Annotated in this window: 13 protein-coding genes and 2 tRNA genes; 1 reads left to right on the top strand and 14 read right to left on the bottom strand. The window is 47.9% G+C overall.

The annotated features are described in order from the left end of the window. Positions 1–24: 24 nt before the first annotated feature. The 4 genes from ACFOE0_RS13875 to yegD form a co-directional block, all read right to left on the bottom strand. Positions 25–537 carry an SRPBCC family protein gene (locus ACFOE0_RS13875; RefSeq protein ID WP_248937053.1) on the bottom strand — a complete coding sequence of 171 codons (513 nt, stop codon included), beginning with the start codon at positions 535–537 and terminating at the stop codon, positions 25–27. Continuing rightward, positions 530–874 (bottom strand): ArsR/SmtB family transcription factor, encoded by a 345-nt coding sequence (locus tag ACFOE0_RS13870; protein ID WP_248937052.1) that lies wholly within the window; start codon positions 872–874, stop codon positions 530–532. Before ACFOE0_RS13870 ends, ACFOE0_RS13875 begins: the two co-directional genes overlap by 8 nt. A gap of 97 nt (positions 875–971) precedes the next feature. Beyond that, positions 972–1,430, bottom strand: a complete 459-nt coding sequence (locus ACFOE0_RS13865; RefSeq protein ID WP_248937051.1) for a CreA family protein — start codon at positions 1,428–1,430, stop codon at positions 972–974. Between the two features lie 12 nt (positions 1,431–1,442). Continuing rightward, entirely contained in the window at positions 1,443–2,813 is a 1,371-nt protein-coding gene (gene yegD, locus ACFOE0_RS13860) for a molecular chaperone (RefSeq protein ID WP_248937050.1), read from the bottom strand. Between the two features lie 229 nt (positions 2,814–3,042). On the opposite strand from yegD, the gene ACFOE0_RS13855 reads away from it, so the two are divergent. Beyond that, positions 3,043–4,542 carry a Ppx/GppA phosphatase family protein gene (locus ACFOE0_RS13855; RefSeq protein WP_380712190.1) on the top strand — a complete coding sequence of 500 codons (1,500 nt, stop codon included), beginning with the start codon at positions 3,043–3,045 and terminating at the stop codon, positions 4,540–4,542. A 73-nt stretch (positions 4,543–4,615) separates the two neighbouring features. On the opposite strand, the gene ACFOE0_RS13850 is transcribed toward ACFOE0_RS13855, so the two are convergent. The 10 genes from ACFOE0_RS13850 to ACFOE0_RS13805 form a co-directional block, all read right to left on the bottom strand. Then, a complete protein-coding gene (locus ACFOE0_RS13850; protein ID WP_248937048.1) occupies positions 4,616–5,080 on the bottom strand; it encodes a hypothetical protein in 465 nt (154 codons plus the stop codon). 18 nt (positions 5,081–5,098) lie between these two features. After that, entirely contained in the window at positions 5,099–5,890 is a 792-nt protein-coding gene (locus ACFOE0_RS13845) for a hypothetical protein (RefSeq protein ID WP_248937047.1), read from the bottom strand. A gap of 34 nt (positions 5,891–5,924) precedes the next feature. Further along, positions 5,925–6,719, bottom strand: coding sequence for a hypothetical protein (locus ACFOE0_RS13840; RefSeq protein WP_248937046.1), 795 nt, complete (start codon positions 6,717–6,719; stop codon positions 5,925–5,927). A 34-nt stretch (positions 6,720–6,753) separates the two neighbouring features. Continuing rightward, positions 6,754–7,215, bottom strand: a complete 462-nt coding sequence (locus ACFOE0_RS13835) for a hypothetical protein (RefSeq protein WP_248937045.1) — start codon at positions 7,213–7,215, stop codon at positions 6,754–6,756. A gap of 339 nt (positions 7,216–7,554) precedes the next feature. Further along, positions 7,555–9,069 (bottom strand): hypothetical protein, encoded by a 1,515-nt coding sequence (locus tag ACFOE0_RS13830; protein WP_248937044.1) that lies wholly within the window; start codon positions 9,067–9,069, stop codon positions 7,555–7,557. Positions 9,070–9,113: 44 nt separating this feature from the next. Next, entirely contained in the window at positions 9,114–9,593 is a 480-nt protein-coding gene (locus tag ACFOE0_RS13825; protein WP_248937043.1) for a hypothetical protein, read from the bottom strand. Between the two features lie 19 nt (positions 9,594–9,612). Then, positions 9,613–11,091 (bottom strand): hypothetical protein, encoded by a 1,479-nt coding sequence (locus ACFOE0_RS13820; protein ID WP_248937042.1) that lies wholly within the window; start codon positions 11,089–11,091, stop codon positions 9,613–9,615. A 290-nt stretch (positions 11,092–11,381) separates the two neighbouring features. Next, complete coding sequence (locus ACFOE0_RS13815) at positions 11,382–12,524, bottom strand: DcaP family trimeric outer membrane transporter (protein WP_248937041.1); 1,143 nt, start codon at positions 12,522–12,524, stop codon at positions 11,382–11,384. Between the two features lie 197 nt (positions 12,525–12,721). Further along, positions 12,722–12,797, bottom strand: a tRNA-Lys gene (locus tag ACFOE0_RS13810). A 41-nt stretch (positions 12,798–12,838) separates the two neighbouring features. After that, positions 12,839–12,914, bottom strand: a tRNA-Lys gene (locus tag ACFOE0_RS13805). Positions 12,915–12,993: the final 79 nt, after the last annotated feature.

Raw genomic sequence — 12,993 nt, 5'->3', positions numbered from 1 at the left:
CACCTCCCAGGGTGCGTTTTTTGTTTACTCCTCTGCAAGGAAGCTGGCCAACATCTCCAGTCCACTTCCCCAACCTTTATCATGATCCGGCCGGGTTTGTTCAAATACCGCAATCTCCTCCGCAGTTGCATCAATGGGCTGCCAAACCAGTTTCAACTCAGTTTGCTCACCCAGGGGTTTTAGCCAAACCTGAGTTTGCATCTCTGCAGGCCAATTGGGAATTTGAGGATTGGGTACTATTTCCCCGGATGAGTTGGCATTGTACTGCCGGAAGATCACGCAATCCGGTTCGCGAATCACCTCATATCTGGTTAACAGAAACAGTTCAAACCCGTTGGGAGCAACCAGCTTGTGCAAGCTCTCACCTCCCGGGCGGATATCGGCCCGGATAAACTCGCACTTAAAGCCTTTGAACGGGAATTGCCAGCGCTGAAGGTGCTCAACCTGAGTCCAGGCAGCAAACACCAGATTTATTGGTGCATCATAGGTGCGGGTCAGTATCGTCGGAGCAACCTTGTGCATGTCAGTATCAGTCATCTTTCTCTCCCTTACTCTGCAGATCGATGAGATAAGTGTCCAGTTGATCCAGACTTTGGCTCCAATACCGCTCAAATTGAACAACCCATTGCCGGACCGGCTTCAGCGCTTCTGCATTGACCCTGTACACACGAAACTTGCCCTGTCGGTGCTCACATACCAAATGCACATCCTTTAATACTGCCAAATGCTTGGAGACAGTGGGTTGAGACCAGCCCATGATGTCAGTCAGCTCACAGACTGTCATTTCTTCCTCAGCCAATACTTCCAGCAAAGCCCTGCGTTTGGGCTCAGCAATTGCACTGAATGTGTCATATGTCGTTCGGGTTCGCGCCATACCCCAAACATATTCCGATAAGGGAATATGTCAAGTATGACGATTCACAGGAATAAAAAAGCGCGGCTCAATGGCCGCGCTCAGTGATTCAATCTACTCAATTAGTCCCGGCTTGTTGCCAGGCCTGAGTACCATACAGGGGCACTGCCGACAGCGCGTGTTTATGACTGCCACTGCTCTCCTTGGTGGAATATGAGAGATAAAGTAACGTCTGGTGCTCGGCATCATAGATGCGTCTGACCTTAAGGTTCTTAAACAAAATGCTTAACGATTCCTTGTAGACCACCTCACCGCCTTTGCTCTTATCAATACTGGCGATCTCAGCTGCGCTGATTGGCCCTGTCTGACGACAGGCAATACTCATATCCGATGGATCAGCCAACGACAAATCGGCTTCAATGCGACTGATATAACAGGTTACCCCGGGGATCTTGGGGTCTTGCCTGGCGTCAATCACCACATCTTTTGTGGTGAAGAGTCCCAGACTGACCTTGGCGACATCATCGCCACCACAGCCGGTCAGCGCCAACAAACTCAGGAGTACCAGTTTTTTCATGCAATGATTTCCTTATGCATTGAATATCTTGTTTGCCCAGCGGGTCAGGCCTGCAGTGACAGAGCCAAAGTGGTCCCCGACTATCACTTCACACTCAGGGTAACAGCGGGCGATACGCTCGTAAATGGCCGGACTGCGGGCTGTTCCTCCGGTGACATAGATGATTTCTGGCTGAACTCCGGCGGTTTCCACCGCACTGTGCATTAACGACTCCACCCGGCTCAGGGGGTCATCAATGGCCGTCACAAATTGGCCGGCGCTGATATCAGCTTGCAGCTGTGCCTCTACAAACCCAAGCTGTGATTGGGTGCTCTGTGCATCTGACAGAGCTATTTTGGCGCGCTCGGCCTGTCTGACCAACTGATATGACAGCTGATTACGCTGCACTGTAAGCAGACGCTTCAACAGCTCAGGTTGACGGGCTTCTTTAATCAAATCGTCAATCAGCTTCTTGCAGGTCACAGAGGAAAAGTCACGCTGGGCCGCAATATCATTCACCGCGACACAGTTCCAGAACACCTTGCTGGGCATAGGCTTGCCTGTGACCAGTTCGCTGCCAAGTCCCATATGTGGCATGAAGCTGTGCATCGCAAGGGCGATATCCAGATCGTTACCACCGATACGCTGACCACTGTGCCCTAAAAAGTCGCCACTGCGGTCTGTATTTCCCACCCGGGATGGACCCATCTTCACCACAGAGCAGTCAGTGGTACCGCCACCAACATCCACCACCAGTACGGTTTTGTCCTGAGTCAGTTGTGCTTCAAAGTCCATACCCGCGGCTATGGGTTCAAACAGAAAGGCCACTTCGCTGAAACCTGCTCTTTGCGCCGCAGTGGTCAGAATGCTTTCGGCCTGTTCATTGGCCTGCTCGCCGCCAATCCCCTGAAAATTAACCGGACGGCCAATCACTGCCCGGGTGATCTGCTGACCATTGCCCAGCGCCTTTTCACCACAGGCTTTAATATGCAGCATCATCAGAGTCACTATGTCTTCGAACAACGCAATCTGGTCAGGACGCAAGCCGCTGGCACCCAGGAAGGATTTTGGAGATCGGACATAAAAGCCCTCTTCCGGGACTTCCATATAAGCATTAAAAGCAGCCTCGCCGAAAAACACCACTTCATCTGATGGAAGCAAATCCAGCTCGCGGCGCACCACTTTGGCTCTGCTTAGCTGGGCGCTGCGGTTTTTGGCATAGTCAGGCTGACGGCTGACGTCGAGTCTTTGATAAACGGCTTCGGCAATCAGCTCTCTGTCATAAGCATACAGAGTCGAACTCATATAACGACTGTCACCGGCAATGGGCAGCAGCTGCACACCATCAGCCGTCATTACCCCCAAAGCGCAGTTGGCACTGCCATAATCGAAACCAACAAACATGAAGACTCCAAGATCCCGGAAAAAGTCGGCAAAACTAACACAAAACCGACGAGCAAGACACAGTAAACCCTGTCTTTTTAGTTGCGTATCAAAGCATCTGAGGAGGCTGAATTAAACAAACCTCAAAAAAACTGGCAGTATGGAAGCTGAAAGAAGGTAGATAACAACAAGTGTAAACCGACAGGTTCCGGCAGCGGCTTGTCCAGAGGTAACACAGTGTCATAGGCAAATGCCTGACAATAATAGGATTAGCTTGAATACTAAACCCAAACACTATATCGCCATAGATATGGGCTCAAACAGCTTTCATTTGGTTATTGCCAGAGAGCAGGATGGCCAGCTACAGATAGTCCATAAGGAAAAGCAGCAGGTTAAGCTGGCTCAGGGGCTGGATGACAATAACCGGTTAAGCGACGACGCTATGCAGCGGGGGCTTGATTGTCTTAAAGACTTTACCCTCAGGTTTGCCAACATCAGTAACGCCGAAATCCGTTTGGTGGCTACCTATACCCTCAGGGTTGCCAGCAACCGTAGCGAATTTCTTACTCAGGCCAGAGCAGCAATGCCCTACCCCATCGAAGTGATATCAGGTCATGAAGAAGCCAGACTCATCTATCACGGCATCGCTCAGTCAGAAATGCTTAAGCAAAACAACCTAGTGATAGATATAGGGGGTGGCTCCACCGAAGTGATTGTTGGCCGCCACCAGAAGTCCTGTCACCTCACCAGCCTCAGTTGTGGCTGTGTCAGTTATCACGAGAAGTTCTTCAAGGATGGGCCACTGACACAGGAGCAATTTCACTCTGCCGGACTGGCTGCCGATGAAGAGTTTGCCTCATTATCCAAGGCCTATTTCTGCCAGGACTGGGATCTGGTACTGGGAAGTTCAGGTACAGTCAAAGCGGTTGCAGAAGTCCTGAATGAGCTCTATGACGACAGCGAAATCATCCTGACCAATCTAAAAAAACTCAAGCGACAGTTGATTGAGTGGGGCAATCTCGACGGCCGCTTCTCTAGCATAGATGAGAGGCGCACCGGTATACTGCCTGCCGGACTGGCTATCCTGATCAGCTTCTTCCGCCGTCTGTCGGTTAAATCACTTAAGTACACCTCAGGAGCCCTGCGTGAAGGCGTGCTCTATGAGATGGCGCAAATAGGCCAGTATCAGGACGTCAGGCTCAGGACCGTAGATAGTATTGCCCGCCTCTATCATGTAGATCCCAGCCACGCTCTCAGGGTCAGAGATACTGCTACACAACTGTTTGAGCAGGTGGCCGATACCTGGCAACTGAGGGACTACGGTCAGCTGTTGGCCTACGCTGCCACTCTCCATGAAGTCGGCATACATATTAACTCCCGGGCACACCAACGCCACGGCGCTTATATCATCAGCAATGCCGACCTGCCAGGCTTTGACGAAGAGTTGCAGCAGGAGTTGGCAAGCCTGATAGGTAACCACAGAAAGCGCCCGGATGAGACGCTGGCAGAAGACACCCGGCTCGCCCGCCTCACCAGTATTTTGCGTCTGGCGGTATTGCTGAACCTGGGGCGACAGGGAAAAAGTGTGACAGTCAGGATAAATGCCGATGCCAATCAACTGCATATCGCCCTGCCCCGGGGTAATCGAACCATCGCCCTGCTGATGGCAGATCTGGAACGGGAAGCCAGATGGCTGCAACCTCTCGGGATAGAGCTTATTGTCACCGCTGTGATTGAAAGAAAAAGCTGAGCGCTTTAGCCGAATACAACAAAGGACGCAGTAGCGTCCTTTTAGTATTTAAACACACCGGATTAAGACAGGCCTAAAGCTTAGCGAACATCTCTGGAAACGCACTTTTGACAGACTCAGGTATCAATGCCTTCCATCGCTCCACGTCGTCATCCTTAACTAAGTCACCCTCCTCACATTCAAAATCGGCTTCCGGGCCACCTGAAAAAAATGAAAAATTATTTCCGCCCGGAGTGTGTGCCAAAAATAACTGACCGCCGTATTCGTCCCATACATGCATATAAAGACCGATATTTTTACTTGTTTTAACCAGCCGTTTTACCGTTTGCGGGAAATAGTCACTCTCAACGTAGAAGCATCCAAGGTCGCCTTTTATTTTCAGCTCCTCAAAAAACACATCACAGTCATCATTAATGCCACTATCGGCACCACTGAACTCAACCAACTTAGCTAAGCCTTTGTCTCTGTGGTCTAAAAAAGCCTGAAGCACAGCTTCTGTCGCCTGCACGGCTATGTAGCCAAATGTCTCACCCTTCATCTAGTTTGACCTCTCTTTTTATGACTGGTTACCCATGGCCGCCAACTTCTGCTCGCCAATCTCCCAAGCCTTCAAAATATCCTGCTCTTTGGACTTCAGCTCACTGGCAAAGGTTAACAGCCTCCCCGACATATCACCTTCAGCTAGGCGAGTATTAACTAATTCAAGCAGCTCATATACTTCAATGAATTGCCTATCGCGCATATCAGTAGCGTGGGGTAATGCAGAAATAAAATAATCAACACACAAATAAATAGGACGCCACTTTATGTCTTCATTAATGCACTCAATAGCCTTTGTATACATATCGCACCACTTTGATGGGGGCAGAGAAAGCATCTTTCGATGAGGAGGCTTACCCTCAAACACCTCGCAATAGGTGTTACCCAGAATGGCTTCAACAAACAGGGTAGTGTGGCGTTCGTACCAATGACAGGCAGCAAAGCGATCTGCATCGAAGATGTACCCGCTTAACATAGAGTCTCTGTCACTACGATCTAACATGCCTGAATTAAATAGTTGGAGTAATGACTCTGGTGAGTCATAGGGCGTCAAGAAAAAGGAATCGCCTACTGGTATATATTCAAGTTTACGGCCATATTTGAAATACTCTCCAAGCTCCTTTTTTTCGGCCTTGGGGTAGTCGTCAAAGGCTGTCTGCAATAGTAACTGCCAATCAGCCTCACGCTGCGCTATCCAATCAGGGTCAGCCGTTTTCCAAAGGTATAACAACTTGGGCAATGCCTGTTTCCAGTTTTCATCAACGGGTACATTGTCTTTAACTGCTGGCTTAGGAAAGTTAGCTATCATTATTGATCCTCAATAATATCAACAAAGCGGTTTGTTAAGACTCTTTATCCATAGCCGCCAACTTCTGCTCGCCAATATCCCAGGCCTTCAGAATCTCCTGCTCTCTGGACTTCAACTCACTGGCAAAGGTTAACAGCCGTCCCGACAGCGTTCCTTCGGCCAACCGGGTAGTAACCAGCTCAAGCAATTTAAGCAACTTAGTTCGCCCTCTGTCCTCGTCATCCAGTGCAAAAGGCAAAGCTGTAATTAAGTAATCGATGCAAAGATATATAGGATGCCACTCAATATTATTATCTACATATCTGATGGCATGCTTGCAAAAATTAAGACACCATAGAGTTGGAAGAGGAGAAATTATATATACCCGAGAAGAATCCACCTCATATATTTCACAGTATTGATCTCCTAACAGTGTTTCCACGAACAAAGTGGTATGACGCTCATACCAATCACACTCTGCAAACTTGGTAGAACTAAAAATATAGTAACTCAGTATTGATCGGCGGTCATTGTCACTCAACACCCCGGAGTTAAACAGTAGTTCAAGAGATTCTACTGATTCATATGGAGTTAAAAAAAACGAAGTCGATATAGGTATATGCTTAGGCGATTCACCATATTTAAAATAGGCCTCGATACATTCTCTCTCAGGCCTAGGTGTTTCATCGTAAACGCTCTCAGACAATAATTTCCAATCCGAATCACGTTGAGCATTCCAATCAGGGGAATCTGTTCTCCACAGATAGGCAAGTCTCTCCAAAGCCTGCTGCTTACGCTCATCTCTCGGTATATTTTCTTTCCGCAAGGGTTCTTCAAAGTTACTCATCATTATTATTCTCCAATAACACCGACGAGGCGGTTTGTTAAGACTCTTTACCCATGGCCGCCAACTTCTGCTCGCCAATCTCCCAAGCCTTCAAAATATCCTGCTCTTTGGACTTCAACTCACAGGCAAAGGTTAACAGCCGCCCCGACAGCGTTCCTTCGGCCAAACGGATAGTGACTAACTCAAGTAACTGTAAAAACTTAATGCGATTTCTGTAACGTTCATCCATTGCGAAAGGCAAAGCTGAAACAAAATAGTCGATACATAAATATATAGGGTGCCACTCAACATTATTATCAATACATTTGATAGCGTGCTTTGCAAAATTGAAACACCACTTTGTTGGGGGTGGAGAAATCATCTTTCGATGAGGAGGCTTACCCTCAAACACCTCGCAATAGGTGTTACCCAGAATGGCTTCAACAAACAGGCTGGTGTGGCGTTCGTACCAATGACAGGTAGCAAAGCGAGCGGCATCGAAGATGTACCCACTTAACATAGAGTCTCTGTCACTACGATCTAACATGCCTGAATTAAATAGTTGGAGTAATGACTCTGGTGAGTCATAGGGCGTCAAGAAAAAGAAATCGCCTACTGGTATATATTCAAGTTTATGGCCATATTTGAAATACTCTCCAAGCTCTTTTTTTCGGCCTTGGGGTAGTCGTCAAAAGCAGTCTGCAATAGTAACTGCCAATCAGCCTCACGCTGCGCTATCCGATCAGGGTCGTCTGTTTTCCAAAGGTAACACAACCTTTCCAATGCTTGGCGGGGACGCTCGTCAACGGGTACATTGTCTTTAACTGCTGGCTTGGGGAATGACTCCATGTTTACCTTCCTATTTGTGGCATCGAGCTGAACTTTTCCCGGCTCCTACAGAGCCGTCAACCAACTCCCAACGGATATTGCCGCTGATATAGGCTTTGCGATTGCCTGAGATGAAACCAAAGCTGCGACAGAAAAACGCCATTCTGGCGGGAGCCTCACTCACCCAGGGCGACAGTCGTTCGCGGTCTGCTTCGGTGCCATGGACCACAAGGGTGATTTCACCGTTAAACTTACGGTTACGTTTATTGGTCCATACCTGGGTGCTGTAACGGGCGGCGATTTTTTTCAGGCCAATTTCCGCATAACGCAGCATGTCATGAGGGTTCTCCATGGCTTCAATATGAAACTCATAGGCATGGGTTTGTTTATCCAACACAATCTTGCGCTCTTCCTGCCAGGGGGCTACTTCCCACTGGGGCACAGCGGTTTCCGGCGAGGCCAATAATGCTTCTACATCAACCACCAACATGGCTTGTTTGGCATTATTGTAAAACTTCTGCGTTGGCCCAAGTGGGATATAGCTGTATCCCGCGGCATGCTTGCAATCAAATCTGGCCATGGATGAATAGTCCTCAGGCACATCCACCTTTGTGATATACCTGCCCTGCAAGTCGTGAATATGCACAGTGCTTTCTTCATTGCCGAACAGATACAGCAAGTGGCCATCACACCAGAGCTTACTGCCGGATGCAGCCTGATACCCCGACCCATCAGGCATCATCACGTGCTCCATGTGTTTTTTGCCAAAGGGATTAGGCAGAGTCAGCTCTAGCTCACCGCTGTGAACGTTCAGTACATGGTAGAGGGTATCTGAGCCCAGGTAGAGCTTGCCATTGAGGTAATGAGCCGACAGTAACTCATGGTCGACAGTAAACTGCTTTAATCGTTGGCCATCTTCTAATGAAATGAGATAAATATCACAGTGTTTATCGTCTTCACTGTTTTGCACATGGAACAACCAGTCATCGCCGAAGAACCAGCGACGATTATTTACCAGGTCGGACCGAACATCATCATAACGGTAACGCCAGCGCTCATTGAGGTTTTCATCACGGGAGACTATTTCCCCACTGACACTCCAGTACAGCTGGCCCTTGTGCAAATAGGAATATCCAAACTCCAACGGATGCCAAATATCGGGCTGGTCTTGGCAAGACCAGACAAGCAGTTCATTATTGTAGTCGATGCAATCTTTTTTATAGGTTAGAGAACCAAAACTCATCCAGCGAAGATCCTTACCATATTGACCGACAAAGGTGTCAACCTCCTCGACACTGCCACCAGAAAGGGCACGGTAGCAACTATCGAATAATGCCCCTTTTTCCAGCTCAACAGATGAGGCGGTGAAATAACATTCGATATGACAGTGGTCCCAGGACGACGCGTAGTACCCAGTCTGAAACAGGCAATACTTATATTCTTTACCCTGCAACCAACCAAAATGATCCAACCGAAACCAAACTCTTAATTCATCGGCATGGTTGCTGTGTGACCATGAAGGTAATGGGATAAAATATAGGCTCACAGCGACTCCCTGCTTAATGCTCATTAGACTGTTACGTCATTGCGTTAAAACCCACCGCTGAATACCTCGTCCCGCAGTCGCGCTTCGTCGATGCTGTCTTTATAAGGAGCAAGCCAGGTGTCAAAGCAGTAATCGGCCCAGGCTTCAATGCCCTGCGCAATAGCAGCCTGTTCAACTTTGGGTCGGGCTTTCAACGCCTTAGGATTTTCTGTCAACCAATCAAAGGCGGGGTCTTCCACGTCCCACTCAAGGTAATCTTCACCGGATTGCTGACATAATTTGTAAAATGGATCGTCACCGCCCCAGACAATACAAAGCACAGGCGCAGCAATAAGCGCCGTGAAATCCTCCAGTGCATGGGGCAATTCTTCCATCAGGCTGTCGTCACCAATAATCTGAATTTGCACCATATCATTGGCTAAATAGTCCACCTGCTCCAGGTCAAAATCTTCTTCCAGAGCTTCAACCAACTGCTCATCCAATCCATCATGGGCGCGGGCTATCAAGGTTCCATATATCTCCATCGATCATACCTTTGAATCGTTAGTTACCGTCATACTCTCTCTGTTTCCACAACTCGACGATATTGGCTTCCAAATTCGATGGGACAAGCTCTGGTAAGTTACACGCTAGATCATCAAGGAAATAATAGCTTCGTACACTATAGGGAATTTTGCATGCCTTCCCCTGACACAGTACTGACAACAGATAGTTATAAACACGGCGGAGGCTTTTCATTGAGTGGTCTGGGTGAAATAACAAAAAAGGAAATAGCGTTTTCTCTTCTCGACTAATCCATAGTTGCTCAGTAGACCAGCCCTCCCCAGTGAGTTCACCCCGCAAAAAATACCCCTCATACACATCCAGTGTATGTTTATAAAAATACTCTAGTAGCCATTTTCGGACTTGCTTCCAACGCTGCTGGCGCTGCGCCACCCAATCAGCATCGTCCAGATGCCAGGCTGAGGTATCCAGATTTTGCCCAATCTGATTGAGAATGGTGGCCCAGTCCTGATACCAACCAGCAAAACCATCCTCTGTTATTCGTAATGGTCGCTCTTCATCACTGTATCTGAGCCTGGCCAGCGCAGGGAAATCCTCTTCCTCCTCCGGCTTAATACTGTTTTCACCAAAACACGCTTCCAGAGTGTTAGCCTTTACCCACTTGGGACCAAGAATCGCATCATCGGTTTCATTAAACCGTTTTCTGAGGGTATTAACGATTCTCCAGGCACGGGCATGACGCTCTGGATCAACCCCTTTAAAAGGGTCAACTCTTTCATAATGAGCAACCAGGATCAGATAACTATCCACATAGTTGACGATCCAGCCTTTTTCCCAATCGAAGGAGTCAATATTGGTCAGAATGTGATCAGCAAGATACTGCTCAGGGGTTTCGGCAAAATAATCCGGATTAATCATTAGGTTAAAACAGATCATTAAGTTTTGATCAAATTCAGATTTGCCCTGTAATCTTGCCTGATACTCCTGCTGATTACGCCCCATGGTGACACGCACCCAGGTTTCAATGCCCGCTTCCAATACTTCATGGCAATAGGGGTAGGCCATGAAAATCCGGTCAGAAGATATACTGCTGCCAAAGAAGTTCTCTCGCTTACCAAAAGATTTGTGCTGTGACGATACCCTGCTGTATAACTCAACCAAGGCTATGAGCACCTCTTCAGACTGGTCAGGGTGCAGCGCGGCATAGATGATTCCCGAGCCCCTAAAATATTTATCTTTTGCCAAATCCGCTTCACGATAACGCCCGGTTAAAAAATATTCTCCATAGAGTTTTATATCAAACGCTGGGAAGGCTCGCTCAGGCACCGCCTTAAATGCCTCGGCGATGCGCTTCCATTTTACTTTTCGCTGCTTGACCCATTCTGGGTCATCCAACTTCCAGCTGGTCGGATTAGCGAATTTAGTCATTGCCCTCTCGACAAGCTCATAGTAACAATCCCTTGCCCAAAAAGGATGCTTGCGGTCATAAGGGGGAATTTCGGTGTTAATCATGCGCATCTATTGAAGTATCCTTTTCCAACACCCGACTCGATATCTCCAAGCCTAGTTCAATATGGTTCCTGTACTTAATATTCAGTAATTGAGTAACTATGTTAATTCAGTATTCAAGAGAAGCTACTTTACTCCCCCCTTTTTAGGCTCCCTGAGTAAGCTAACAATTGTTTATAACCAATCCCAGACTTTCATGGGACATGACCCGGATATAGACTTTTGGTTTACCTATTCTTATATGATTACCCACAAAAAAACGGAGGCTAATGCCTCCGCTTTTTATTCCGGCTTAACCCTTACAGCACATATTTAACCGAGAACATCAGACGGTTCAGATCACCTTCAAAGCCGTTTTGACGCTCGTTGGTTGCATGCATATATTCCACACCCACTGTGAGCGGCTTAATTGGCGAGTACAACAGGTTGATATAGCCTGAATAGGAAGTTTCGTTCACATTTCCTCCTGTCAGTGCTACATCATTGTCCGCTTTAAAGCCGGACAGAGTGATGCTGCTGCGCCATTGGTCGTTCCACCAGTGGCGGTAGGAGACGAAACCGGCATAGGAGCTTATCGCCTCCAGATCACCGCTGGCATTCAACACAGCTGCATTGGCATAGTTCAGAGCCAAATAACGTCCCAGCCCATCGCCATAAGTAGCAGTGAACTTGAAGTCATCTTTGTCACCGACAGGAATGACACCGGAGAAAGTGACGCCATAGCCCAGATCTGTAGAGTCAACGCCGTTTTGATCCAGGGTTAACTGGCGGGCGATACCCGCAAGCGCAAACTTACCGCCACCACTGGTTTTAAAGTTATAGCGGGCGACAAAATCAGGTACCCAGCCACTGCCACTGACCACCCGTGCACCACCACCATAAGGCGTTACCGTAGTTTCAGGGTTTTCAATTGAGAGCTGCCAGTTACCATTGGTATAGCGAACCTGGCTCTGGCGGACAAAAGGCGTACCATCTGCGGCACCAACAAAGTCGAGGTTCTCAGGAAGCGCACCCGGGTTTTGGAAAGTACTCCAGGTTTGACCCACCAACCAGTTGTCATAGCTGACAAAGGCATGACGCAAGCGTGGAGAATAGCTGTTGGAAACACGTTCGTTACCGTCTGAATGGGTGAAAAAGTCCATTTCGATAAAAGCTGTTACTTTATGGCCACCAATATCTGAGACAGTTTTAAAGTTGAAGCGGGACTCACGAGCCTGGAAATCGACCACTTGCTTGCCATTATTCGGGTCGCCATAAATGGTTCCTGGCACATAAAACTGGCGGGACAACTGACCTGAAGCAGGTGCACCATTACTGTAATCACTGAACATCACATCAGCTTTAATATAACCACCAAATGTAAAGTCGGTTTCCGCTGCTGCCATTGGGCTGGCCAGCATGCAGACGGCTGAGATCGCTGCAGCAAGCTTTGCTTGTTTCATTCTGTTCACTCCCCTTTTGTATTTTTCTTAGAGAAATATGAACAAACTTAAGGCGTAGCAATATTAGCAATAGGTCTATAAGACGAAGGTATACAGATACCAAAAATGAATTAACTGCCAAATAGATGCGAATAGCAGGCGTGTTAATTGAATCAGGAATTAAGGAGTAGTGATGGGGGGAAGGATTCGACAAGAAGTGGTGGGTCGTGAAGGATTCGAACCTTCGACCAATTGGTTAAAAGCCAACTGCTCTACCGACTGAGCTAACGACCCAAATTGTATTGTGTTCCGAAGAACGCTCTCCCGAAGGAAGGTGGTGGGTCGTGAAGGATTCGAACCTTCGACCAATTGGTTAAAAGCCAACTGCTCTACCGACTGAGCTAACGACCCATATTGTGTTGTGTTCCGAAGAACGCTCTCCCGAAGGAAAGTGGTGGGTCGTGAAGGATTCGAACCTTCGACCAATTGG

The organism is Shewanella submarina (assembly GCF_042646185.1).
Lineage (GTDB): Bacteria > Pseudomonadota > Gammaproteobacteria > Enterobacterales > Shewanellaceae > Shewanella > Shewanella corallii.
This window is presented reverse-complemented; position numbering and strand designations above follow the sequence as displayed.